This window comes from Micromonospora sonneratiae (genome assembly GCF_042679305.1).
Lineage (GTDB): Bacteria > Actinomycetota > Actinomycetes > Mycobacteriales > Micromonosporaceae > Micromonospora_H > Micromonospora_H sonneratiae.
Genome location: NZ_JBHTMP010000015.1, coordinates 1 through 24,334, shown reverse-complemented (window position 1 = coordinate 24,334; position 24,334 = coordinate 1). Strand labels below are relative to the sequence as shown.

19 protein-coding genes are annotated in these 24,334 nt (G+C 70.1%); 12 read left to right on the top strand and 7 right to left on the bottom strand.

Going from position 1 to position 24,334, the window contains the following annotated elements; translation table 11 throughout:
* Positions 1-87: 87 nt before the first annotated feature.
* Together ACFQ4H_RS12235 and ACFQ4H_RS12230 are read left to right on the top strand one after the other, a co-directional pair.
* Positions 88-1,704 carry a cobyrinate a,c-diamide synthase gene (locus ACFQ4H_RS12235; RefSeq protein ID WP_377570205.1) on the top strand — a complete coding sequence of 539 codons (1,617 nt, stop codon included), beginning with the start codon at positions 88-90 and terminating at the stop codon, positions 1,702-1,704.
* A gap of 51 nt (positions 1,705-1,755) precedes the next feature.
* The gene (locus tag ACFQ4H_RS12230; RefSeq protein WP_377570203.1) at positions 1,756-2,325 is read left to right on the top strand and encodes a GNAT family N-acetyltransferase; all 570 of its coding nucleotides are present in this window, start codon (positions 1,756-1,758) and stop codon (positions 2,323-2,325) included.
* A 58-nt stretch (positions 2,326-2,383) separates the two neighbouring features.
* Here ACFQ4H_RS12230 and ACFQ4H_RS12225 read toward each other — a convergent pair whose 3' ends face one another.
* Complete coding sequence (locus tag ACFQ4H_RS12225; RefSeq protein WP_377570201.1) at positions 2,384-4,546, bottom strand: transglycosylase domain-containing protein; 2,163 nt, start codon at positions 4,544-4,546, stop codon at positions 2,384-2,386.
* 122 nt (positions 4,547-4,668) lie between these two features.
* On the opposite strand from ACFQ4H_RS12225, the gene cobC reads away from it, so the two are divergent.
* The 4 genes from cobC (at position 4,669) to ACFQ4H_RS12205 (ending at position 9,956) form a co-directional block, all read left to right on the top strand.
* Positions 4,669-5,793, top strand: a complete 1,125-nt coding sequence (cobC, locus tag ACFQ4H_RS12220; protein ID WP_377570199.1) for an Rv2231c family pyridoxal phosphate-dependent protein CobC — start codon at positions 4,669-4,671, stop codon at positions 5,791-5,793.
* Positions 5,793-6,848 carry a nicotinate-nucleotide--dimethylbenzimidazole phosphoribosyltransferase gene (gene cobT / locus ACFQ4H_RS12215; protein WP_377570385.1) on the top strand — a complete coding sequence of 352 codons (1,056 nt, stop codon included), beginning with the start codon at positions 5,793-5,795 and terminating at the stop codon, positions 6,846-6,848. Before cobC ends, cobT begins: the two co-directional genes overlap by 1 nt.
* A 31-nt stretch (positions 6,849-6,879) precedes the next feature.
* Positions 6,880-8,127: a uroporphyrinogen-III C-methyltransferase gene (gene cobA, locus ACFQ4H_RS12210; protein ID WP_377570198.1), complete on the top strand. Its 1,248-nt coding sequence runs from the start codon at positions 6,880-6,882 to the stop codon at positions 8,125-8,127.
* A gap of 164 nt (positions 8,128-8,291) precedes the next feature.
* On the top strand, positions 8,292-9,956 hold the full coding sequence (locus tag ACFQ4H_RS12205) for a glycoside hydrolase family 10 protein (RefSeq protein WP_377570196.1): 1,665 nt from the start codon (positions 8,292-8,294) through the stop codon (positions 9,954-9,956).
* A 149-nt stretch (positions 9,957-10,105) separates the two neighbouring features.
* Here ACFQ4H_RS12205 and otsB read toward each other — a convergent pair whose 3' ends face one another.
* Positions 10,106-12,712, bottom strand: coding sequence for a trehalose-phosphatase (gene otsB, locus ACFQ4H_RS12200; RefSeq protein WP_377570195.1), 2,607 nt, complete (start codon positions 12,710-12,712; stop codon positions 10,106-10,108).
* On the bottom strand, positions 12,709-14,109 hold the full coding sequence (locus ACFQ4H_RS12195) for an alpha,alpha-trehalose-phosphate synthase (UDP-forming) (RefSeq protein WP_377570193.1): 1,401 nt from the start codon (positions 14,107-14,109) through the stop codon (positions 12,709-12,711). Before ACFQ4H_RS12195 ends, otsB begins: the two co-directional genes overlap by 4 nt.
* Before the next feature lie 334 nt (positions 14,110-14,443).
* Here ACFQ4H_RS12195 and ettA point away from each other — a divergent pair, with 334 nt between their 5' ends.
* The 5 genes from ettA (at position 14,444) to ACFQ4H_RS12170 (ending at position 19,086) form a co-directional block, all read left to right on the top strand.
* Complete coding sequence (gene ettA, locus ACFQ4H_RS12190) at positions 14,444-16,120, top strand: energy-dependent translational throttle protein EttA (RefSeq protein WP_377570191.1); 1,677 nt, start codon at positions 14,444-14,446, stop codon at positions 16,118-16,120.
* Complete coding sequence (locus ACFQ4H_RS12185; RefSeq protein WP_377570189.1) at positions 16,113-16,598, top strand: acyl-CoA thioesterase; 486 nt, start codon at positions 16,113-16,115, stop codon at positions 16,596-16,598. Before ettA ends, ACFQ4H_RS12185 begins: the two co-directional genes overlap by 8 nt.
* 20 nt (positions 16,599-16,618) lie before the next feature.
* Entirely contained in the window at positions 16,619-17,353 is a 735-nt protein-coding gene (locus ACFQ4H_RS12180; protein WP_377570188.1) for a hypothetical protein, read from the top strand.
* A gap of 131 nt (positions 17,354-17,484) precedes the next feature.
* Positions 17,485-18,081, top strand: a complete 597-nt coding sequence (locus ACFQ4H_RS12175; protein ID WP_377570187.1) for a type III secretion system chaperone family protein — start codon at positions 17,485-17,487, stop codon at positions 18,079-18,081.
* A gap of 144 nt (positions 18,082-18,225) precedes the next feature.
* A complete protein-coding gene (locus ACFQ4H_RS12170) occupies positions 18,226-19,086 on the top strand; it encodes a septum formation family protein (RefSeq protein WP_377570185.1) in 861 nt (286 codons plus the stop codon).
* A 39-nt stretch (positions 19,087-19,125) separates the two neighbouring features.
* On the opposite strand, the gene ACFQ4H_RS12165 is transcribed toward ACFQ4H_RS12170, so the two are convergent.
* From ACFQ4H_RS12165 to ACFQ4H_RS12155, 3 genes are all read right to left on the bottom strand, one after another.
* Complete coding sequence (locus ACFQ4H_RS12165) at positions 19,126-19,554, bottom strand: globin (RefSeq protein WP_377570183.1); 429 nt, start codon at positions 19,552-19,554, stop codon at positions 19,126-19,128.
* A gap of 131 nt (positions 19,555-19,685) precedes the next feature.
* Positions 19,686-21,083, bottom strand: a complete 1,398-nt coding sequence (locus ACFQ4H_RS12160; RefSeq protein ID WP_377570383.1) for an MFS transporter — start codon at positions 21,081-21,083, stop codon at positions 19,686-19,688.
* Between the two features lie 346 nt (positions 21,084-21,429).
* Positions 21,430-22,491 carry a mechanosensitive ion channel family protein gene (locus tag ACFQ4H_RS12155; protein ID WP_377570181.1) on the bottom strand — a complete coding sequence of 354 codons (1,062 nt, stop codon included), beginning with the start codon at positions 22,489-22,491 and terminating at the stop codon, positions 21,430-21,432.
* A gap of 295 nt (positions 22,492-22,786) precedes the next feature.
* On the opposite strand from ACFQ4H_RS12155, the gene ACFQ4H_RS12150 reads away from it, so the two are divergent.
* Positions 22,787-23,323 (top strand): HNH endonuclease, encoded by a 537-nt coding sequence (locus ACFQ4H_RS12150; RefSeq protein ID WP_377570179.1) that lies wholly within the window; start codon positions 22,787-22,789, stop codon positions 23,321-23,323.
* A 252-nt stretch (positions 23,324-23,575) separates the two neighbouring features.
* Here the strand turns inward: ACFQ4H_RS12150 and ACFQ4H_RS12145 are convergent, their stop codons facing one another.
* Positions 23,576-24,319 (bottom strand): class F sortase, encoded by a 744-nt coding sequence (locus tag ACFQ4H_RS12145; protein ID WP_377570382.1) that lies wholly within the window; start codon positions 24,317-24,319, stop codon positions 23,576-23,578.
* Between the last annotated feature and the right edge of the window lie 15 nt (positions 24,320-24,334).

Genomic DNA, 24,334 nt, shown 5'->3' with positions numbered 1-24,334 from the left:
TCCGGACGGAGGTATCGTCATGAATGGCCCCACTGTCCGTTCAAGACCGAATCGCCCGTCCCGGGCCCCGTCCCCCAGGAGCCGACCATGACCACCGTTGCGCGGGTGGCGGTCAGCGCCCCCTGCTCCGGACATGGCAAGACGGCGGTCGCCGTCGGTCTGCTGGCCGCCTACGCGGCCCGGGGCCTGACGACGGCCGGCTTCAAGATCGGGCCGGACCACGCCGACGCCGCCTACCTGGGCCTGGCCTCGGGTCGGCCGGGTCGGAACATCGACCCTCGGTTGGTCGGCACCCGGCGGATCGCCCCGCTGTTCGCCCACGGTGCAGCCGGCGCCGACCTGGCTGTCGTCGAAGGCACCATGGGGCTGTTCGACAGTATCGGTGAGCATCCCGAGACCGACTCGACCGCTGCGGTCTGTGTGGGGCTGCGGGCACCGGTGGTGCTGGTCGTCGACGCGGCGGCGATGGGACATTCCGTGGCTGCCCTGGTGCACGGGTTCCGGGCCTACGACGAACTGGTCCAGCTCGGCGGGGTCATCCTCAACCGGGTCGCCTCCGATCACCACGAGCGGCTGCTCCGCGAGGCGCTCGACGACATCGGAGTGCCGGTCTTCGGTGCTCTGCGCCGGCAGGTCCTGTCCCGGGCCCTGCCAGGCCGGGAGCATGGCGTCGTACCGGTGGCGCACCGCAGTCTGGAGGCGTACCGGGGTGTCCGTCGGCTGGGCGAGGCGATCGCGGGCGCGGTCGACCTCGACCGGATCCTGGCGTTGGCCCGGTCAGCGCCGCAACTGCCGGTCGACCGGTGGTCCGCGTCAGCCGCTGCTGCCGAAGGTCTCTACTCGGTTGCTGCCGAAGGTCTCTACTCGGTGCGCAGTGGTAGCAGCGAGGACCGGTCGGCAGGGGTGGCCGGGGCCGGCGGCGGACCACCCGACCCGCCCGCGCCGGATCCCGCTGCCCGGGTGCCGCGCCCGGTGGTCGCGCTGGCCGGTGGGCCGGGAACGGCCTATTCCTATCCGGAGACCGCCGAACTGCTGGTCGCCGCCGGTGCGGAGGTTCGGGTCCTCGACCCGCTGCGGGACGAGGCACTGCCCGCCGGCACCGCCGCGCTGGTCGTCGGAGGAGGACTGCCCGAGTCGTACGCCGAGGAGCTGTCCGCGAACCAGCGGCTGTGCGCGGCGGTCGCCGACTTCGCCCGGGCCGGGCATCCGGTGCTGGCCGAGGGGACGGGCGCGCTGTGGTTGGCCCGGGAGTTCGACGGCCGCCCGATGTGCGGCGTGCTCGACGCCACCGGGGTGGGTACGGGCCACGTCGTGATCGGCTATCGCGAGGCGACGGCACAGGCCCCCTCCGTGGTGGCGCAACCCGGTGACCGGCTGTTCGGCTACAAACAGCACGCCGCGGTACTGCTGCCCCGTGCCGGGCAGACTCCCGCCTGGCGGTGGCCCGGTGGCCCGCCGGAAGGGTTCGTGTGGGGCGGGGTGCATGCCTCCCAGTTGATCCTGCACTGGGCCGGGGTGCCCGGGATCGCCCGCCGGCTCGTGGCCGCCGCGTTCCGGCACGTCGATCGGCCGGACGTCCTCCCGACCGGGCCGGGGTCGGGCGCGGCGCTCCCACCGTTGCCGGCCGCCTCGGCCGCCCCGGTTTCGCCGGCTGCCCCGGTATCAGCGCTCCCGCTCGACTCGCCGGGTCGGGTGATGGCGTGAGCGGTTCGGTGACGAGACGATGGCGATCAGCGAGCAGGGTGCGGTGATCTGGTGAGCGGACATGTGGCGGTGCGACGGTTCCCGACGCTGACCGTATCGACCCCGAGGGCGGACGTGCGTCAGCTTGCCGTCGGTGACGCGCCCGTGGTGTCGGAGATCTTCGCGGACAAACTGACCCGGCGTTGGCTGTCGCTGCCGGAGGAGTCGGGCCAGATCGATGCCCTCGCCTGGTGCACCGAGATGGCCCAGGAGCGGCGGGACAACGGCATCGGCGACCACTACGGCGTGATCCGGCGCGAGGACGAGCAGTTGATCGGCTGCCTGTGGACCAAACGTACCGACTGGGCCGGCCGGGTCACCGAGGTCGCGTGCGCGATCGCGCCCGGGGCGCGGGGTTTCGGGATCGCCGCCGAGGCGGTCGACGCGCTGGCCATCGCGCTGATCCTGGAACACGGCTTCCAGCGGGTGGAGCTGAGGACCGCGCCCGGGAACACCGCTTCTCGGCGGGTGGCGGAGAAGGCCGGATTCACGTACGAGGGGCTGCTCCGGAACGCCGGCTACGCGTACGGCGGTCGGGTCGACCTGGAAGTCTGGTCGATCGTGGTGGCGGACCTGCGCTGAGCTGCCCTGACTGAGGCCGTTGCCCCAGCCAGGGCAGTACGCCACGTCCTGCGCCCGCCTACCCGGTTATCGCGTCCGACGGTGGGGTGAACTGGCGGACCGGTTGGTCCTTGAGCGCTGCCTTCAGGGCGCTGGCGGCGGTGTCGATCGGCTTGTTGGACTGCCCGTCACCTACCGCGTTGAACGGGTTGTCCGGATCGGCGATGAAGCTGGCCGCCGCCAACTCCGGGGTGTATCCGACGAACCACGCCGACCGGGTGCTGTCCGTGGTACCGGTCTTGCCGGCGACCGGACGGCCGACGGTACCGCGTACCGAGTCGGCGGTCGACCAGCCGCCGCAGCCGCCCCGGGCCGGAGTGTCCCCGGTCGGGCAGCGGGCCGCATCGGTGGCGGCCCGGGCCGCATCCGCCGAGACCTCCTGACGGCAGCGGGGCTTCGCCGCCTCCCGTTCCAGGCCGGAAGCCGTCTTGTACATCGCGGGTGAACCGTCCGGGTTGGTGATCGACAGCACCGGGATCGTGTCGCAGTACTGACCGTCGGCCGCGATGGCGGCGTACGCGTTGGCCATCTCCAACGGCGTCGCGTCGGATACGCCCAGGGTGAAGGCACCCCACTTCCTGGCGTTGTCGGGGGACGCCTGTCGGCGGTCCACCTCGGTGCGCCACCGCAGGCCGAGCCGTTCGGCCAGGCGGACCACCCGGTCCGCACCCACCTTCTGCTCCAGCTGTACGAAGTAGGTGTTGACCGACTTGCCGAACCCGGACCACATCGCGTGGCGGCCAGTCATCGCGCCGCTGGCGTTCGACGGACACCAGAAGCCGCCACAGTCGGTGGGGCCGCCACTGCCGTCCGGGTAGATGGTGGTGAACCGGTGCGGGGAGTCGAAGGCGGTCGACAGCGGCATGCCGGCGTCGAGCGCGGCCAGCATGGTGAACATCTTGAACGTCGATCCGGCCTGGTAGCCGGGCACCGTACCGCCACCGAGCAGGGGGGCCACCGTGTTGGGATAGTTACCCTTGATCTTGCCGCGTAGGGCGGGGTTGGAGTTCGGATAGTTCTCGCTCAGGTCCAGCGAGTAGTTCCGGTTGACCGCCATCGCCTTGACCCGGCCGGTTCCCGGCTCGACCAGGACGAGTCCGTGGGCGAACGGGCTGCCGATCGCCTCGCGGGACTGCACCTGCTCGTCGGCGATCTTCTGGATCTTCGGGTCGATGGTGGTGACGATCCGGTAACCGCCCCGGGTCAGGCGGTCCTCCCGTTCCAGTCGGTTCTCCCCGAACGCCGGCTGGGTGCTCCACCAGTTTTTCAGGTAGTCGCAGAAGAACCCCCAGCTGTTCAGCTCCTTCGGCAGGGAGACACAGTCGTTGGGCGGACTGCTCAGCTTGAGCCTGATGGGTTCGGCCTGGGCTGCCGCAGCCGCGTCCGGCGAGAGGTAACCCATGTCGCGCATCCGGCTGATGACGTAGTTGCGCCGTTCCGTGGCGGCCTTCTGGTCGGAGCTGGCCGGGTCGTACTCCGAGGGGGACTTGACCAGGCCGGCGAGGGTGGCCGCCTCGACCGGGGTCAGGTCCTTGGGCGTCTTGGAGAAGAAGATCTCCGACGCCGAGTAGATGCCGTACGCGCGGTGCCCGAAGTAGGCGGCGTTGAGGTAGCGCTCCAGGATCTGCGGCTTGGTCAGCTGCTTCTCCAGGTCGATCGCCATCCGCATCTCCCGGACCTTGCGCAGGGCGGTCTGCTCGGTGGCCTGGAGGGCCTCCGCCGGGGTCTTCGCGCTGTCCCGGGAGGCCATCCGGACGTACTGCATGGTCAGCGTGGAGGCACCCTGGGACACCCCGCCGGCCTGCCGGTTGGCGACGAAGGCCCGGGCGACGCCCTTCGCGTCGACGCCGTTGTGTTTGTAGAACCGGGAATCCTCCGATGCCACGATCGCCTGTTGGATGTTCGGCGACATCTCCGACAGCGGGGTGTACTTCCGATGTTCCTCGTAGAACGTCGTCAGCAGGGTCTTGCCGTCCGAGGCGTAGACGTACGTCGTCTGCGCGGGCGACGAGCCCTGGATGGCGGTGGCCTTGTCCTTGACGGCGTCGGCACCTGCCTTGGCGCCGAGACCGCCGATGGCTACCAGCGGGTAGGCCGCCACGGCGACCACGACCCCGGAGATCAGCCCGGCACGTAGTAGCGGAGTGAGTCGACTGATGGAGGAGAAGGGTGCGTTTTTCACCCCATCAAGCTATGACAAACACCCTTTTGGTCTGATAAAAATCCGCGAAAGTTGCTCACAAAATCTGGACGTGCGGACCCCGGGCGTGGAGCCTGCTCCGGGGACAGAGCAGGATCGCCAGCATGTACGCGCAGGGATACCCACCAGGGACGACAGCAACCGGCGGCGAGGCACCCGACCGCCCCGCCGCAGTCGCCGAACCGTCACCGGACCTCGGCCATCACGGTGATGCCGAGGTCGTGCCCGGGCTGGTGGACCTGGCGGTGAACGTGCGCCGTGATCCGATGCCGGACTGGCTCCGCGCTCCGATCACCGCCGCCCTCGACGAACTGGCCAGCTACCCGGACCCGTCGGCGGCCCGGGCCGCCGTCGCCGCCCGGCACCGTCGCCCGGCCGACGAGGTCCTGCTCACCGCCGGTGCCGCCGAGGGATTCGTCCTGCTGGCCCAGGCCCTACGTGACGTACGTCGGGCGGTGGTCGTACACCCGCAGTTCACCGAGCCGGAGGCCGCGCTGCTGGCCGCCGGTCACCGCGTCGAGCGGGTGGTGCTGCCCGCCGAGACCGGGTTCCGGCTCGACCCGGAGCTGGTACCGGCCGACGCCGACCTGGTCTTCGTGGGCAACCCGACAAACCCGACCTCGGTGCTGCACCCGGCTGAGACGGTCGCCGCCCTCGCCCGCCCCGGCCGGGTGCTCGTCGTGGACGAGGCGTTCGCCGACACCACCATCGCGCCCGGGGTGACCGGTGAGCCCGAGTCGCTGGCTGCCCGTCGGGACGTACCGGGACTGGTGGTGGTCCGCAGCCTCACCAAGACCTGGGGACTGGCCGGACTGCGGATCGGCTACCTGCTCGGGCCGGCCGGACTGCTGACCCGGCTGGCCGCCGTACAGCCACTGTGGGCGGTGTCCACGCCCGCGCTGGCCGCCGCGCGGGCCTGTGCCACCCCGCAGGCGGTGGCGGCGGAACGGCAGATCGCCGCCCGGCTGGCCGAGGACCGCGCGTACCTCGTCGACCGGCTGACCGGGCTGCCCGGGGTGTCCATCGTGGGGAAACCAGCCAGTGCGTTCGTGCTGGTACGCCTCACCGGCGCGGCCGACGTGCGGCTGACGTTGCGGGAGCACGGCTATGCCGTACGGCGGGGCGACACCTTCCCCGGCCTGGGCACCGACTGGCTGCGCGTGGCGGTACGGGACACTGCCACCACCGACGCGTTCGTCGACCTGCTGGCCAAGATCCTGGAGGCGTGATGCTGGAGACCACCCTGGCGGCGATCCGCCCACTCGACCAGGCGGCGATGACCGCCGCCCGGGAACTGCACACCCGGCTGACCAAGCCGGCCGGATCGCTGGGTGCTCTCGAGGAACTGTCCGTACGACTGGCCGGGCTGGCCGGTGCCTGCCCACCGCCACTGCCCGATCCCGCCTCGGTGGCGGTCTTCGCCGGTGACCACGGGGTGCACGCCCAGGGGGTGACGCCCTGGCCGCAGGAGGTGACCGCGCAGATGGTCGGCAACTTCCTGGCCGGCGGGGCGGTGGTCAACGCGTTCGCCCGGCAGCTCGGCGCGTCGGTCACCGTGGTCGACGTCGGAGTGGCCACCGTACTGCCCGAGCCCAACCCGTCGCGCCTGGTCGCGGCGAAGGTCCGGGCGGGCAGCCGGGACATGACGCAGCAGCCAGCCCTGACCCGCGAGGAGGCCCGGGCCGCGATCGAGGTGGGTATCCGGGTCGCCGACGACCTGCTCGACGCCGGGGCGGGCATCCTGCTCACCGGGGACATGGGCATCGCCAACACCACGCCGGCCGCCGCGCTGATCGCCGCCTGCACCGGCGCGGACCCGGCTGCGGTCACCGGTCGGGGGACCGGGGTGGACGACGCCACGTACGAGCGGAAGGTGGCCGTGGTGCGGACCGCCCTGGACCGGCACCGGCCGGACCCGGCGGACCCGCTCGGTGTGCTGGCTGCGGTCGGCGGCCTGGAGCATGCCGCGCTGGCCGGCTTCATTCTCGGCGCCGCGGCCCGCCGGTGTCCGGTGATCCTGGACGGCGTCATCGGCGTCTCGGCGGCGCTGGTCGCGGCGGCGTTCGCCCCCGAGGCCGTCGGGGCGATGGTCGCCGGGCATCGTTCGGTCGAACCGGGGGCGACGGTGGGGCTAACCAGGCTGGGCCTGGAGCCGCTGATCGACCTGGGGCTGCGGCTCGGGGAGGGCACCGGCGCACTGTTGGCGTTCCCGGTCGTCGCCTCGGCGGTACGGGTGCTGCACGACGTGGCCACCTTCGACTCGGCCGGAGTGTCCGAGAAGTGAAGACCCGAGAAGCAAGGGGAGTGACCGGGAAGTGAGCGGCGGCAACCTCTATCCGCTGGGACTGCGACTGGCCGGTCGCCGGGTGCTGGTGGTCGGTGGGGGAGCGGTGGCGACCCGGCGGGTGCCGGCCCTGCTGGACGCCGGTGCCCGGGTGGTGCTGGTCTCCCCGGAACTCACCCCGGCGTTGCGGGCGTACGTGGACGCCGGTCGGTTGGACTGGACGTCGCGTCGGTTCGAACCATCCGACCTGGACGACGTCTGGCTGGTGCAGGTGGCGGTCGACGATCCGGCCGCCGCCGAGGCGGTCAGCGCTGCGGCGGCCGAGCGTCGGGTGTTCTGCGTACGCGCCGACGACCGGACTGCGGCGACCGCGTGGACCCCGGCGGTGACCCGGCACGGGCCGGTGACCGTGGCGGTGTCCGGCGGTGGCGACCCGCGTCGGTCGATGGCCGTCCGCGACGCCATCCGCAGCTTCCTCGGTGCCGGACCGGGCCCCCTGGCATCGGGCTCTGCCCGGCAAGGGGCCCCTCGTGGCACCGGAGCGGGGCGGGTGGCCCTCGTCGGTGCCGGGCCGGGCGACCCGGAGCTGATCACGGTCAAGGGATGGCGACTGCTCACCGAGGCGGATGTGGTGGTCGCCGACCGGCTGGTGCCGGGGCTGCTCCTGGACGAGTTGCGCCCCGACGTCGAACTGGTTGACGCGTCGAAGATCCCGTACGGCCCGGCCCGTACCCAGGAGGAGATCAACCGGATCCTGGTGGACCGCGCCCGGGCCGGTTCGTTCGTCGTCCGGCTCAAGGGCGGGGACCCGTACGTCTTCGGTCGTGGCGGCGAGGAGGTGCTGGCCTGTACGGCGGCTGGCGTACCGGTGACCGTGGTGCCCGGCGTGACCAGTTCGGTTGCCGCGCCAGGGGTCGCCGGGATACCGGTCACCCATCGGGGGGTCGCACACGAGTTCACCGTGGTCTCCGGTCATCTACCCCCGGACGACCCCGCGTCGCTGGTGGACTGGTCGGCGTTGGCCCGGCTGCGCGGCACGCTGGTCGTACTGATGGGGCTGAAGAACCTGGCCAGGATCACCGCGACGCTACAGGTCTCCGGGCGGCCGGCGGGCACGCCGGCGGCTGTCGTGCAGGAGGGTACGACCGGCCAGCAGCGGGTGCTGCGGTCCACGCTCGGCGAGATCGCCGCAGTGGTGGCCGGGGCCGGCATTCGACCGCCGGCGGTGGTGGTGTTCGGTGACGTGGTGACCGTACTGGAACACCAACCGGCAGAGTGACGGGCCGGGCCGGCTCGTCGGGGCACCGCGGACAGCGGTGATCGAGCGCGGGAGCAGGTCGACGGCTTGAAGTATCTTTACATTTAAATTTGCCTGAGCGAAACTTGTCGCCAATCTGGGCGCGCCGGCTGGTCCGCTCACCATCCGCCACGCGGAGGTTCCTGATGGCCCGAAGTTTCGTACGACGACGGCACGCGTTACTGGTCGCAGCGGCGGTGGCGGTGCTGACCGCCGTGGCCTCCGTCGCCGGAGCATCGTCCCGCCCCGCCGAAGCGGCCGGGGCCGGCGCTGTCGGGGCTACCGGGGCCGGCGCTGTCGGTGCTTCGGGGGTCGGGGCTACTGCGGTCGGGGCCGACGGCGGTTCCGGTGCTGACCGGGTGGCCGCCGACGGCTGCCCGCTGGGCGACACCCCGAAACGTCAACTACGTGGGGCCTGGATCGCCTCGGTTGCCAACATCAACTGGCCGTCCCGGACCGGGCTGACCGTGTCGGCGCAGCAGGCCGAACTGCGTAGCCTGCTCGACCGGGCCCAGGCGTTGCGGCTCAACGCCGTGTTCCTCCAGATCCGCCCGGCCGCCGACGCGTTCTGGCCATCGACGCTGGAACCCTGGTCGCAGTACCTGACCGGCACCCAGGGTGGCAACCCCGGCTACGACCCGCTGGCGTTCGCGGTGACCGAGGCGCATGCCCGCAACCTGGAACTGCACGGCTGGTTCAACCCGTACCGGGTGAGCACACAGGCCGACGTGACGAAACTGGCCGCCACGCATCCGGCCCGGGTCAACCCGACCTGGGTCGAGCGCTACGACGGCAAGCTGTTCTACAACCCCGGGGTGCCGGCCGCCCGGCAGCACACCGTCAACGCGATCATGGACGCGGTCACCCGGTACGACATCGACGGCGTGCACTTCGACGACTACTTCTACCCGTACCCGGTCAGCGGGCAGACCTTCGACGACGCGGCCGAGTTCGCCGCGTACGGTGGCGGGCGCTCGCTGGCCGACTGGCGACGGTCCAACGTGGACACGATGGTGCAGGAGGTGGCCACCCGGATCCGGCAGGCCAAACCGCACGTCCGCTTCGGCATCTCGCCGTTCGGGATCTGGCGTAACCAGTCCACCGATCCGCTCGGCTCGGCCACCTCGGGTCTCCAGTCCTACGACGCGATCTACGCCGACAGCCGTAAGTGGGTCAAGCAGGGTTGGGTGGACTACATCGCGCCGCAGCTCTACTGGAACACCGGCTTCGCGGCGGCGGCGTACGAGGTGCTGGTGCCCTGGTGGTCCGAGGTGGTGGCCGGTACGAACGTGCAGCTCTACGTCGGGCAGGCGGCCTACCGGATCACGTCCTGGGGCGATCCGGAGGAGATGCCCCGCCACCTGGTGCTCAACCGCGACCACCAGGTGTCCGGCGACATCTACTACTCGATCGCGGACCTACTGGCCAACCCGCTCGGGTTCGCCGACCGGCTCAGCGCCGAGTTCTACCGGCATCCGGCCCTGGTTCCGGTGAACACGCGACTGGGCGGTACGGCCCCCGGCGTACCGGGGAGTCTGACCGCCACCCGGACCAGCAGCGGCGTCGAACTGACCTGGACCGCGCCCAGTGCCGGTACGACACCGGCGTACTACGCGATCTACCGGGCCGACGGTGCCGGTTGTGGCATCGAGGCGGGCCGGAACCTGATCGCACTGCCCCGGGCCGGCAGCGGTACGCGACGCTTCGTGGACACCTCGCCCCCGCCGGTCGGCGAGGCGACCTACCTGGTGACCGCCGTGTCCCGACTGCACCACGAGAGCACCCCGGCCTCCGTCACGACGACCACCTGACCGCCTCCGTCCGGTGACCACCTGACCACCTGACCGCCTCCGTCCGGTGACCACCTGACCACCCGACCGCCTCCGTCCGGTGATCATGAAGTTGTTGCCCGCGACACGCCGTGTCCGCGGGCAACAACTTCATGATCAACCAGGTTGGGTCAGGACTTGACCATGTTGTCGAGCAGCAGGGCGCAGCGGATCAGCCCGAGATGGCTGTACGCCTGCGGGTGGTTGCCCAGACCGCGCTCGGCCAGCGGGTCGTACTGCTCGGGCAGTAGCCCGGTCGGCCCGGCGGTGTCGACCATCTGCCAGAACAGTTCCTCAGCATCGGCCCGTCGGCCGGTGCGCAGGTACGCCTCGATCAGCCAGGCGGTGCAGATGTGGAATCCGCCCTCCCGGCCGGGCAGGCCGTCGTCCCAGTGGTAGCGGTAGACGACCGGACCGCTGCGCAGATCCGCCTCGATCTTCAGCACGGTGGAGAGGAAGCGCGGGTCGTCGTCCGGCAGCAGCCCGGACAGGCCGATCCAGAGCGAGGAGGCGTCCATCTCCTCGTCGCCGTACGCCACGCTGTAGGCCTGGGCACCCTCGTGCCAGCCGTACTCGAGGACGTTGTGGCCGATCCGGTCCCGCAGTTCGACCCAGTCCGGCCGGTCCTGGCCACCGTGCCGACGGACCACGTGCAGGGCCCGGTCCACGGTCATCCAGCACATCACCTTGGAGTAGACGTGGTGCCGGGGTGGCAGGCGGGCCTCCCACAGTCCGTGGTCGGGTTCGTGCCAGCGGCGGCTCACCGCCTCGACCATCGATTCGAGCACCCGCCACTCGGTGTCACGCACCGAGCCGCGCAGGTCGGCCACACCGGCCAGCAGGTCGGCGATCGGCCCGAAGACGTCGAGTTGGAGCTGGTGGTTGGCCAGGTTGCCGACCCGTACCGGCCGGGAGCCGGCGTAGCCGGGCAGGGTGTCGATGACCGCCTCGGCACCGAGTTCGTAGCCGTCCACCGTGTAGAGCGGGTGCAGCCGCTCCGGGTGCCCGCCGGTGCGCTCGACGCAACCGTCGACCCAGCGCAGGAACGCCTCCGCCTCGGTGATCGACCCCAGGTCCACCAGGGCCCGGGCGGTCATCGCCGCGTCGCGTAGCCAGCAGTAGCGGTAGTCCCAGTTGCGTACCCCGCCGAGTTCCTCGGGCAGCGACGTGGTCGCGGCGGCGAGGATCGAACCGGTGGCCTCGTGGCAGAGTCCGCGCAGCGTCAGGGCGCTGCGGCTGACCATCTCCCGGGCGGTGGTGGGCAGTCGCAGGCCCTCGACCCAGGTCTGCCACGGCCGCTCGGCGGCGAGTTGGCGCTCGTGCACCGGCACCCGGTGGTGCTCCAGGCTGTGCGAGCCGAAGCGCAGTTCCAGGGTGACCGAGCCACCGGCGGCGGTGAGGTCGACCAGGGCCCGGCCGGTCTCGTATCCACCGTCGGCCACCACGTCCCACTCGATGCCGGGGGAGTAGAGCGCCACCGGCTCGTTGGAGCCGAGCACCAGCAGGCCGTCGGCCAACGGCTGGAGCTGTACGGCGACCTGGCCGAACTCGGGGCGGGGGGCGAACTCCAACTGCACCCGGCCGGAGCCGCTGAGTACCCGGATCAGCGTCGAGTCACCGCTGATCACCGCGCTACCGGCCGGTACGTCGTCGGCGGACGGGCGGTCCAGCCAGTCGGTGACGGTCAGCCCGGACCAGCGGGTCTCCACGGTCATCGTGCCGGCCCGGTAGCGCTGACCCAACGGCAGGCCACCGCGTTCCGGAGCCACGGTGAAGTGCCCGGCGGGACTGCCGCCGACCAGATCGGCGAAGATCGCCGACGAGTCCGGTTTGGGGTGGCAGAGCCAGGTCAGCTTCGCCTCGGGCGTGACCAGGGCAACCGTACGGCCGTTGGCCAGCATCGAGTGGCGCTCGATCGGCACCGCCCGCTCGCCGAAGAGCCAGTGCCGACGGGTCTCCAGCAGCAGGCCGAGGACCCGGGCGGCCTCGATCGGCTCGGCGACCCGGTAGTCCGCCCTGGTCTCGCCCGGGCCGATCTTGATGCCGATGTCCGGGCCGTGCAGGTTGCCGAAGGCGTTCTCGTCGGTGATGTCGTCGCCGATGAACAGCACCGCGCTGGCCGACATCTGGGTACGGAGCTGGTCGACCGCGGTCCCCTTGTGGGTGGCGATCACCGACAGTTCGATGACCTCCTTGCCCTGGGTGACCGTCACGTCCGGCCAGGTCGCCGGGCCGTTGAGCACCGCCTCGGTGACCGCTGCCCGGGATTCGGGCGTCGCTGCCCGGGTGTGTACGGCGATGCTGGCCGGCTTGCTCTCCAGCCGTACGCCGGCCTGGCCGCCGACGATCTCCCGCAGCTCGTTGCGGAGGCGGGTCCGGACTGCCAGCAGCTCCGGCGAGAGGCGTTCCACGAAACCGATGTCGAACTCCGACCCGTGGCTGCCGACGAGGTGGACCTCGCTGGGCAGGCGGGAGAGGGTGGCGAGATCGCGCAGGGCGCGACCGGAGACGACGGCCACGGTGGTCTGCGGCAGGGAGGCGAGGGCGCGGATCGCGGCGACCGACTCGGGCAGGGGTACCGCCTTGCTCGGGTCCTCCACGATCGGGGCCAGCGTGCCGTCGTAGTCGCAGGCGACCAGGAGCAGCGGGACCCGGGCGATGCGACCGATGGCCGCCCGGAGCGCGGGGTCGATGAGGTCAGCGGCCGGCGGCGCGCCATCGAGGACGGCCGTCTTCACGCCGCCTCCTTTTCGGGGACGCCGAGCTCGTTCAGGAAGGACCGGGCCCAGTGCCCGACGTCGTGGGCGCGGAGATGACGCTGCATGATCCGCATCCGACGCTTTGCTTCCGACTTGTCGACGTGCACGGCACGCAGCAGGGCGTCCTTCACGCCGTCCGGGTCGTGCGGGTTACAGAGAAAAGCTTGGCGCAGCTCCGTGGCAGCGCCTGCAAACTCACTGAGCACGAGCGCGCCACCTGTGTCCGCGCGCGATGCGACGTACTCCTTGGCCACCAGATTCATTCCGTCTCGCAGTGGGGTCACCATCATCACGTCAGCCGCGCAGTAGAGCGCGGCTAGTTCACTGCGACTGTACGACTGGTGGAGATAATGGACGGCCGGCACGCCGACTCGGCCGAATTCGCCATTGATCCGGCCAACTTCGCGTTCCACCTTGACCCGAAGTGCCTGGTAGTGCTCGACGCGCTCCCGGCTGGGTGTGGCGACCTGCACCATAACAGCCTCGGGAACTGTCAACTTTTTGTCAGACAAGAGCTCATGAAACGCCTTCAAACGGAGCTCGATGCCCTTGGTGTAGTCCAGCCGGTCGACGCCGAGGATGACCGTCTCGGGGTTGCCCAGCTCAGCCCGGATCTGCTTGGCCCGGGCCTGCACCGCCGGGTCGGTCGCCATCCGTTCCATCTCGGCCACGTCGATCGAGATCGGGAAGGCACCCGCCTTGACCTGCCGACCGTCGACCTGGATCATCTGGCCCTCGTACCGCAGTCCGAGCAGGTGGCGGGCCAGCCGGACGAAGTTCTGCGCGGCCAGTCGCTGCTGGAAGCCGACCAGGTCGGCACCGAGCAGGCCACGGAGCACCTCGGCCCGCAACGGCATCTGCATGAACAACTCGATCGGCGGGAACGGAATGTGCAGGAAGAAGCCGATCCGCAGATCGGGGCGCAGTTCCCGCAGCATCGCGGGGACCAGTTGAAGCTGGTAGTCCTGCACCCACACCGTCGCGCCCTCGGCGGCCACCTCGGCGGCTGCCTCGGCGAATCGGGCATTGACCAGCCGGTACGCCTCGCGCCAGCGGCGCTTGTAAACCGGAGTCTCGACCGCGTCGTGATAGAGCGGCCAGATCGTGGCGTTGGACTGCCCCTCGTAGTACCGTTCCAACTCCTCCGCGCTGAGCGGAACCGGGTGCAACCCGATGCCGTCCAGCCCGAACGGCTCCGGTGCCGCGCCGACCCCACCGGCCCACCCCACCCACGTGCCCTGATGCGCCACGAGCACGGGATGCAGTGCGGTGACCAGACCGCCGGGGCTTCGGCGCCATTGCCGTCCCTCGGGCGTGGTCACCTCGTCAACCGGCAGGCGGTTGGCCACGACCACGAACGAGCTACGTACCGTCACGATCCGCACACCTCCGGGTGGTTACGGGTTCACCGCATGAGCGTACTGAGCGTAGCGGTGCGCCGTGGCACTCTCACTTCCCAGTCGAGAGGGCCGGAGAAACCAGTAAGTGATCTCGATAACACGGATCTTCCGGTGATCGGAACAGCTTCCCGACCTTTGGATCGGATCAGACCGATCCGTCCGGGGGCTCGCGGCCGGGGTGATGTGGGCGGAGCGGGCCGAACCTGTCAGGATTGAGGGTGGCGTGCGCGGCATCAACCGCTGTCCGTGACTTGTGTGGCTTGCAGCAAGCCCACTGACTCTCGTAAAGACTCTGGAGGTAGGCCGCACCGTGGCCCAGTACATCTACGTCCTGGAAAAGGCGCGCAAGGCGCACGGCGACAAGGTCGTGCTGGACAACGTGACGCTGAGCTTTCTGCCGGGCGCCAAGATCGGCGTGGTCGGTCCGAACGGCGCGGGTAAGTCCAGCCTGCTGAAGATCATGGCGGGGCTCGACCGGCCGAGCAACGGCGAGGCCCGGCTGATGCCCGGCTACACCGTGGGCCTGCTGGCCCAGGAGCCGCCGCTGAACGAAAGCAAGACCGTCCTCGGCAACATCGAGGAAGCGGTCGCGGAGACCAAGGCCAAGCTGGAGCGGTTCAACAAGATCGCCGAGCAGATGGCCACGGACTACTCCGACGAGCTGATGGAGGAGATGGGCAAGCTCCAGGAGGAGTTGGACTACGCCGACGCCTGGGACATCGACTCCAAGCTCGAACTGGCGATGGACGCCCTGCGCTGCCCGCCGCCGGACGCCGACGTCACCCAGCTCTCCGGTGGTGAGCGCCGCCGGGTTGCGTTGTGCAAGCTGCTGCTGGAGGCCCCCGACCTGCTGCTGCTCGACGAGCCCACCAACCACCTGGACGCGGAGAGCGTGCAGTGGCTGGAGCAGCACCTGGCCAAGTACGCCGGCACGGTCATGGCGATCACCCACGACCGGTACTTCCTGGACAACGTGGCCGGCTGGATCCTGGAGCTGGACCGGGGCCGGGCCGTCGGCTACGAGGGCAACTACTCCACCTACCTGGAGAAGAAGGCCGCCCGACTGGCCGTCGAGGGTCGCCGGGACGCCAAGATGAAGAAGCGGCTCACCGAGGAACTGGAGTGGGTACGGTCCAACGCCAAGGCCCGGCAGACCAAGTCCAAGGCCCGGTTGGACCGGTACGAGGAGATGGCCAGCGAGGCGGAGAAGACCCGCAAGCTGGACTTCGAGGAGATCCAGATCCCGCCGGGCCCGCGTCTGGGCAACACCGTCATCGAGGTGAACAGCCTGACCAAGGGCTTCGGCGACCGGGTGCTGATCGACAACCTGAGCTTCTCGCTGCCCCGCAACGGCATCGTGGGCATCATCGGCCCCAACGGTGTCGGTAAGACCACCCTGTTCAAGACCATCGTCGGGCTGGAGCAGCCGACCGACGGCGGCGTCAGGATCGGCGAGACCGTGCAGCTGTCGTACGTCGACCAGAACCGGGCCGGGCTGGACGGGAACAAGACGGTCTGGGAGGTCGTCTCCGACGGACTCGACCACCTCATGGTCGGCAAGGTCGAGATGCCGTCCCGGGCGTACGTCGCCGCCTTCGGCTTCAAGGGCCCCGACCAGCAGAAGCCAACCAAGGTGCTTTCCGGTGGCGAGCGTAACCGCCTCAACCTGGCGCTCACGTTGAAGATCGGTGGCAACGTGATCCTGCTCGACGAGCCGACCAACGACCTGGACGTCGAGACGCTCTCGTCGCTGGAGAACGCGCTGCTGGAGTTCCCCGGCTGCGCCGTGGTCATCTCCCACGACCGGATGTTCCTCGACCGGGTCGCCACCCACATCCTGGCCTGGGAGGGCGACGACGAGAACCCGGCAAAGTGGTTCTGGTTCGAGGGCAACTTCGAGGCGTACGAGAAGAACAAGGTCGACCGGCTCGGTGCTGACGCCGCCCGCCCGCACCGGGTCACCTACCGGAAGCTCACCCGTGACTGAGGCCAAGCGGTACGTCTACCACTGCACGCTACGGTGGTCCGACCTCGATGCGTACGGCCACATCAACAACGCCCGCTTCCTCACCCTCTACGAGGAGGCCCGGGTGGCGCTGATGTTCGCCAATGGCCGGGCCTGGGGCGTCAGCTCGTTCGCCGACGGCGTGGTCATCCGTCGGCACGAGATCGACTACCTGCGCCCGGTGGACTACGCGCTCAGCCGGGTCACGGCGGACGAGGCACCCACCGTCCGGATTGAGATGTGGATCCCGGAGATCCGGGTGTCCAGCTTCACCGTCGCCTACGAGCTCTTCGACGGCGACGTGTTGGCCAGCCGGGCCCGGTCGGTGCTCGTACCGTTCGACCTGAAGCAGCAGCGGCCCCGGCGGATCACCGACGAGGAACGGGCCTTCCTGCTGCCGTACACCGAGCCGGAGCTGGCCCCGGTGTCCGGGCCGGCGGGGGACAACGGCCGATCGTGACGGAAAGCTGAGGACGGCGGATGGTGACCGACCAGCGGGAGACCGGTGCTCCGGCCGGGCACGGACTGACCGGGGTGGCGGACGCGGGTGCCTTCCTGTCCCGGCTGACCCGCCTCGATCGGACGGCGCTGGTCCGACTGCGTTCCGGACACCCGGCTGACCCGCCCGGCACCGTTCGGCGGACCGCGCTCTGGGCCCGCCTACCGTGGGCGGTGCTGGTCAGCCGGACGGTGTTCGGAACGGGACCGGGCGACGCGACCGTCTCCGCCTCCGGGCTGTTGGACGAGTTGGCCCGCGGCGGGGCGGGACTGCCGCCCCGCCGCGACGCCGACTGGCGGTGGCCGGTGCCGATGTCCGCCGGTCGGGTAATGGAGACGGTGTCCGGTGCCGATCTGCGCCGGATCGCCTCGGCGGCGGCGGGCACGTTGCGCACCGCGGTGGTGCAGGGGGTGGCTGGCCGGGCGGTGGGCCAGCGGGCCGTACGGGACGCGTTGCTGGACCACGTCGCGCTGGTGGTGACGCCGTCGGCGGCGGACGGGGTGTCGGCCCTGCCTCGGATCGAGGTGTCCCAGCGGCTGGTGCAGGCCGTCGTCCGGATGGGTTTCCTGGGGCCCGAAGGGGCAGCCGAAGGTGATCGGGTGCAGGTACGGCAGGCCGGTCGATGGATCGGCCTGTCGGCACCATATGGAGTCGCATGGTTGCAGAAGGTAAGTGATCTTGCGGTGAAGGTGGTGCAAGTTCCACCGAACGGATGATCCCCGCTAGTACGTCTGGTTTGGTGCTGCCGTTGGGGGGATGCCTCAAGCCGGCTATCCGGGTACCGTCGTCCCTCGGATCCAACGCATTGTAGGCGCATGGATCCGCTGGGGAGCGAGGTGCGCGATCGATGCCGTGGTGGTCATGGCGCCCCGGTCACACCGGTGGCGGTGAACCGGAAACTCGAAGCAGATCTTCTTCTGCTGTTACTACTGAAGACAGCGTACGGGTCGGAACGCCCGCGCCGCGCGAGCCGGAGCACGACTGCCTGGCTACTGCGCGGTCCACGATGAAGGAGATGGCGGGCGAGGTCGCCCCGGTCACCCTCAACCGGGTCGGAAATGCCCTCGACCTGCTCGACGTGCGGTACCTGGCCGACGGGGACGGCAACCTACTGGCGATGTGGGAACGGCACGCCGTGCTGTTCACCCTCGAGGGCCCGGAGGACGAGATCCTCGTCGTGCGCGCCCGTCCGCATGCCACCGTTCCCCCGGACTGGGCCGATCGGGCCTACCGGGTGGTCAACGAGTGGAACCACACCCGTCGGTTCTGTAAGGCGTACGTGGGCGACCCGACCGAACGCGGTCAACTGCCCATCTACGCAGAGTTGCAGGTGCCGCTGAACGCGGGGGCGCACGACGCGCTGCTGGTCGAGATCCTCGACTGTGGCGCTGCCGTGGCCACCACGTTCGTCGACTGGCTGCACGACGAGGGAGCCCTGCTCTAACCGGTTCCGCAGTCACGTCCACGCGGGGCGTAACCGGACACCCGGGTCCAGTCACCCAATGCTCGGAGGCGATTCCGGTCCCGTATGCTGCGCCAGCGCGGCGAGGGACCGGAGGGCGCAATGCGGCGGTGGCCGGGTGTGGCAGTGTCGGGCATCCTGATCGCGGCGTTGCTGACCGGCTGCGGAGGACCGGCCGGTACGGACAGCGACCTGACCGACGACTGGGGTGGACTTCCACCGGCGCAGCAGTTCGTCCCGCAGACCGGGGTCTGCCATCCCCTGGCCGACCGGGTCGGCTACCTGACCAGTTACGCGCCGATGGACTGCGGGAAGACCCACAAGGCCGAGACCCTGTACGTCGGACAGTTTCCCGCCGAGCACGCCAATCGTCCGACCCCGCCGGCCGTCGACTCGGCCGCGTTGCGGGCGGTGTTCCCCGACTGTGACGCCCGGGCACAGGAGTTCGTGGGGGCCGACTGGCGTGGCGCGCGATTGACGGTGCAGGTCGTGCCACCGTCGCCGGCCGGCTGGGCCGGCGGCAGCCGCTGGTACCGCTGCGACATCTTCGTCCTCAGTGCGATCGACACCGCGAGGGAGTATCCCGCCGACCACAACGGCAGCCTGCGTGGCGCCCTCCGCCAGCCGTCACCGCTGTCGTACGGCTGCTTGGATGCTGACCGGTGGGGGAGTCTGTGGCCGCGAGCCTGTGACCAGACACACCATTTCGAGTACGTCGGGACCTGGACCGCCCCGCTCACCTCCCTTGCCGTACTCGACGACGATCCTGGGCGGGCCCATCGAAGCTGCCGGTCGGTCATCGCCCGGTACGTGGGGGTGCCGGACGACGGAATGATGAGGTACCGGACCGGAACGGCGTACCGGACTCCGTCCGAGGAGGCATGGGCCCGTGGCGACCGGGGCGTTCGGTGCTTCCTGTACTTCGGTGATCGGGTGCTGACCCGGTCCCTGAAGGGCGGCGGGGCCGCCGCCCTTCCGATCCGCTGATCGATGAGCATGCGTCCAGGTAGCGGGCGGGTCGGTCGATCAGGAGGCGGCCTCGTCGGCCGGGTCCACGTTGACCATGAAGTGCGCGGCCCGCTCCAGGTACTCCCAGAGCGTGTGGGCGTATTCCTCGGGTAGGTCGAGGCTGTCCACGGCCCGGCGCATCCGGCGCAGCCACGCGTCGCGCTCGACCGTACCGACCCGGAACGGGGCATGCCGCAACCGCAGTCGCGGATGACCGCGCTCGGCCGAGTAGGTGTTCGGGCCGCCCCAGTACTGCATCAGGAAGAGCCGCATCCGGTCGTTGGCCGGTCCGAGGTCGGCTTCCGGGTACATCGGGCGGAGCACCGGGTCGTCGGCCACGCCGGCGTAGAACTCGTCGACGAGCTTACGGAAGGTCGGCTCGCCACCGATCGCTTCGAAGAAGGTCGTTGCCGGCTGCGGCTGCGCCGGCTCACTCGCGGGGTTCACCGTTCCATCCTGCCAGCTTGTCCGCAGCGCGGTTGACGCGTGGGTGTCGCGGTGGGTGCGGCCTGCCTCACACCGAGCCGACGGCGGGTACGGCCTGCCTCACGCCGACCCGGCGGTGGGGATGGCGGGCCTCACGCCGACCCGACGCCGGCCTGGGAGGCGGGCGGGCGGGCCTGGGGGCCGGACGACTGGTCCTGGCCGGTCGGGACGGTGGCGGGGCCGGCGGGCTCGCCGACGGTCGGCTCGCTTCCGTTGTCCGGGGCACCACCCCGGGCGGCGGCGATCGCGGCTTCGAAGCGGTCGGAGGTGGGCCAGTTCAGGGCGGCGACCAGCATCAGGCAGGCGCCCGCCAGGCTCCACAGCCCGACGGTGAGCGGGATGGGGAACCGGTTGGCCAGCAGCCCGGTCAGGAGCACGGCCACGCCCTGCATCACCTGGACGCCGGTGCCCATCACCCCGAATGCCCGGGCCCGGAATCCCTGTGGCAGGGCCTGGACGAACAGCCCGTTCGCCACCGGCATGAGACCGGCGACGGCGAAGCCGGTGATCGCCGTCAGCAGAGCCACCACCGGCGGTGACGGGTCCAGTAGGGCCGGTACGAGCGCCAGCGGTGCCATTACGGCGAACAGTCGGATCAGGGATCGGCGACGGTCCGGTCGGACGGCCCGGCCGATCACCACGCCACCGAGGATGAAACCGATCGGACTGGCCGCCATGATCATGCCCTGGGCGAGGTGGGCGTTCCCACCGTCGGCTCGTTCGTTGGCCCAGGCGGCAGCCAGCCCCTCGGGCACGATGGCGAAGAGCATCGAGGCGAAGACCATGATCGCGATGGCCCGCAGCACCGGCGTACCGAAGACGATCCGGAAGCCCTCCGCGGTCTCCCGCAGCAGATGGCTGCGGTGGGCGGTGGTCATGGCGGATGGCCGTTGCCGGACGCCGAACCGGATGAGCACCGCGGACAACGCGAAGGTGAGCGTGTTGAGGAAGAGCGCCAGGTGCGGGTTGATGATGGAGATCGCCGCGCCGGCCAGGTAGCCGGTGAACTGCGCGGCCTGGCCGGTGCTGGTGATGAGCCCCAGACCGACGACCAGCCGGTCGCCGGTGAGGATGAACGGTATCAGCGCTGACCTGGCCGCCTGGCTCGGTGGATTGGCCAGTGCGGAGGCGAAGAGCACGACGGGGATCAGCTGGGTCGGAACCAGGCCGGGAATGGCCACCAGCGAGATCAGCGACATGCGGGTGAGGTCGCAGACGACCATGACCGTCCGGTACGAATACCGCTCGGCGAGCGTGGTGAGCAGCGGGCCGCCGATCAGCCAGGGCAGGTAGCTCATCGCGAACGCGGCAGCGGAGAGCGCGACGGACTTGGACTGCTGGTACACCAGGATGCTGACGGCGGCCTTGGTGAGGTAGTCGCCGAACCACGTCAACGCGCCCGAAGCGTAGATCGCCCGGAACTCGGACGGGGCGAACACTTCACGGAAGGTAGCTGGCCCTTCGTGGGCGTTTCGCTCGTCGGACACCAGGCGCCTCCATCGTTCTCGGCCGCTGACCACTCCTGATGGGGCTGCCGGGAAACGTTGTCAGATGTGCGGATCAGCGAGGTCTTCGTCACGCTCCGGGATAGCTGTCCGGAATTCTGCCCGATAGTCTGACAACCTGGCTAGTGCGAACGGCTAGTACGTCGCATCTATGACTGAACGAACGGACGATACCTGACCCTCCGCGTGGCGCGCGACCCCTGCATCGATGGACAGGTTCCCTGGTCACAGGTCAGCTGCGCGGGCCTGCGTCGGTTTCGTGCCTTTCTCCTGGCCGGGATTCGGGTTTCTTGTTCCTTCCGCGCCGCCCGGGTCCGGCGGCGCGGATTCCTCAGGTTGCGCCCCCCTGTCCGGTCCCGCCGTCGCCCTCGGGCGGCGCTGCCGGCCGGGGGAACATCCGGGCTGCGGCTATCCGGGCGGTGATCCCGGAATTCTCCAGCGCCTCGGCCAGCCGGCGGCGGAGTTCCCGGCCCACGGAGAACTGTCCGTCCGCGGTGGTCTTGGCGACGGTACGGATCACGGCACCGTCCACGGTGACGGTTTCGACGCCGAGCACCTCGGGCGGCTCCACGATCGACGGGGCGAGTTCCGGATCCACCGCGACCGACTCCGCGGCGGTACGCAGAACCGCGGTCGCCTCCTCGGTACCGGTGAACCCGATCGGCATGTCGACGACGACCATCGCCCAACCCTGGCTCTTGTTACCGACCCGGATGATCTCGCCGTTGCGGATGTACCAGAGGACGCCACGGACGTCGCGGACGGTGGTGATCCGTAGGCCCACCGCCTCGACGGTCCCGGTCGCCTCCCCCAGGTCGACCGTGTCGCCAACCCCGTACTGGTCCTCCAACAGCATGAACAGGCCGGCCAGTAGGTCCTTGACCAGGGTCTGCGCGCCGAAGCCGATCGCCAGACCGGCGATACCCGCGCTGGCCAGCAGGGGAGCCAGGTCGAAGCTCAGCTCACTGAGGATCAGCAGTACGGCGATCGAGAAGACCACGGCCGTGACCAGACTGCGGAGCACGGAGCCGATCGCCTCGGCCCGTTGACGGCGGCGCTCCGGGAAGATGGCGGTTGCGTCGATGGCGGCGGTGGGGATCCGTTCCCGTAGCGGCTTGAGAACGGTCGGCACCGCTCCCTCGCTGGTGCTGCGGACCAGTCGGTTGATGGTGCGGTGCAGCAGGTAGCGGAGCAGCACCGCGATCAGGAAGATCACCACGATGCGCAGCGGCTTGACCAGGACGTAGTAGCTGCTCTCGGCGAACCAGGCGGAATCCGTCAGTTTCCACATCTGTTCGCAGAACAGGTCATCGCGACAACTCTGGCTGGGGGCGGGAGTCTCCTCGGCCGGCAGGGCGAGGAAGGGATCGATGGTCAGGCTTGCGGGGTTCACGGGTGTTTAGTACCGCACCGGCGGCATGCTCCGTCGTCCGACCCGCCGTTGGGTGGCGAAGGGCGCAACGCGCCACATGGTCAACATGCGCGGAACCGGTCATCTTGGCACAGGGCGAAAAAGCTTCAAGCGGGACCCCCGATTAGTACGTGCAATCGAGGCACCTATCGGGGACTATTGGCGCACGGACGCCGGTGATCCGTCGGCGTCGGCTGCGGTCGCCATCCCGGCGGGCCACGGTCCGTACGGCTCAGGTGACAGGAGCGAGCGAAGCACGACCGAGAGGGTGAGCGCGATGCCTGACATACGACCCATGGTGGGCTCCGGAGCGTTGGTGCTCAATGCCACATATGAGCCGCTGTGTGTCGTGTCAGTGCGTAGAGCCGCGATCCTCGTGCTTTCGGCGAAAGCTGTCTGTGTCGCCGACGGTGAGGGGGTGCTGCACAGCGCCCGTAACTCCCTGCCAGTGCCCTCCGTGGTGCGGTTGACCCGCTTCGTACGCGTGCCCTATCGGACCCACGTCGGGCTCTCCCGCCGGGCGATCTTCGCGCGGGACGGGTGGCGGTGTGCCTACTGCCGGGGCCCGGCCGAGACCATCGACCATGTCTTCCCGCGTAGCCGGGGTGGCCGGCATGCCTGGGAGAACGTCGTGGCGGCCTGCGCCAGGTGCAACCACACCAAGGGGGACAAGACCCCGGCGGAGCTGGGTTGGCGACTGCACACCCCACCCGCCGCGCCGAAGGGGATCGCCTGGCGGGTGCTGGGTCACCGGACCCCGGATCCGCGCTGGGCCGACTGGCTCGACCTACAGGAGGTCGAGACCGCAGCCTGAGCGTTCATGCCCGGTGGGTGTTCGGGCATGAACGCCACTGGTGGGGCGGTGGGGCTCGTGCCCGGTGGGTGTTCGGGCATGAACGCCACTGGTGGGGCGGTGGGGCTCGTGCCCGGTGGGTGTTCGGGCATGAACGCCACTGGTGGAGCGGTGGGGCTCGTGCCCGGTGGGTGTTCGGGCATGAACGCCACTGGTGGAGCGGTGGAGCTCATGCCCGGTGGGTGTGGCCGGCCTTCCCGTGTGGCCGAGTGGTCACGCCTGGCGGGAGCCAACCAGCGACGCGAAGACGATCAGGTTGTCGGCGTACCCGAGGCTGCCCCCCACCCACCGGCCGCCGCAGGTGATCAGGCGCAGGCCGGGCCGGCTGAAGTCGCCGTACACCTCGTCCGCCGGGATCTGTGCCTTGTCGTAGGTCTTGGTCGTGTTGACCTCGAAGATCGCCACCGAGTTGTCCTGTCGGGTGACCTCGACCCGGTCACCGGCCCGTAGCCGGTTCAGGTTGTGGAACACCGCCGGCCCGGTACGGGTGTCGACGTGCCCGACGATCACCGACGGCCCGTACTGGCCCGGGGTGGGGCCGTCCCGGTACCACCCGGCCTCGTCGGCCTGCTCGGCGCTGGGAGCCGCGATCGTGCCGTCCGGGGCCAGGCCGAGACTGTGTACCGGTGCGTCGAGGCGGATCGCCTGGCTGGCGACGCTGACCGGCTCGCTGGCCGCCAGCACGGGAAACTTGCGTGGCGGTGGCCGTAGGCCCTCGGTCAATCCGCTCGGCAGGACGGTGACACCGGTGATCCGCTCGGCGACGAGGCCACTGATGATGAGCACCATCAGGACGATGATCACCGGTATGGGGCTCAGCAGCATCCGCCACCGCCCCGATCTCCGGTGCCGTCGCCGACCGGGCCGCCGGGCCAGGCCTCGTCCTTCCCGGCCCCGTCCGAGTCCCCGGTGCGGGCCGTGGCGTTCCGCGCGTACCGTCCGGGTCTGCGGCGGCACGGCCGGCGACGTGCC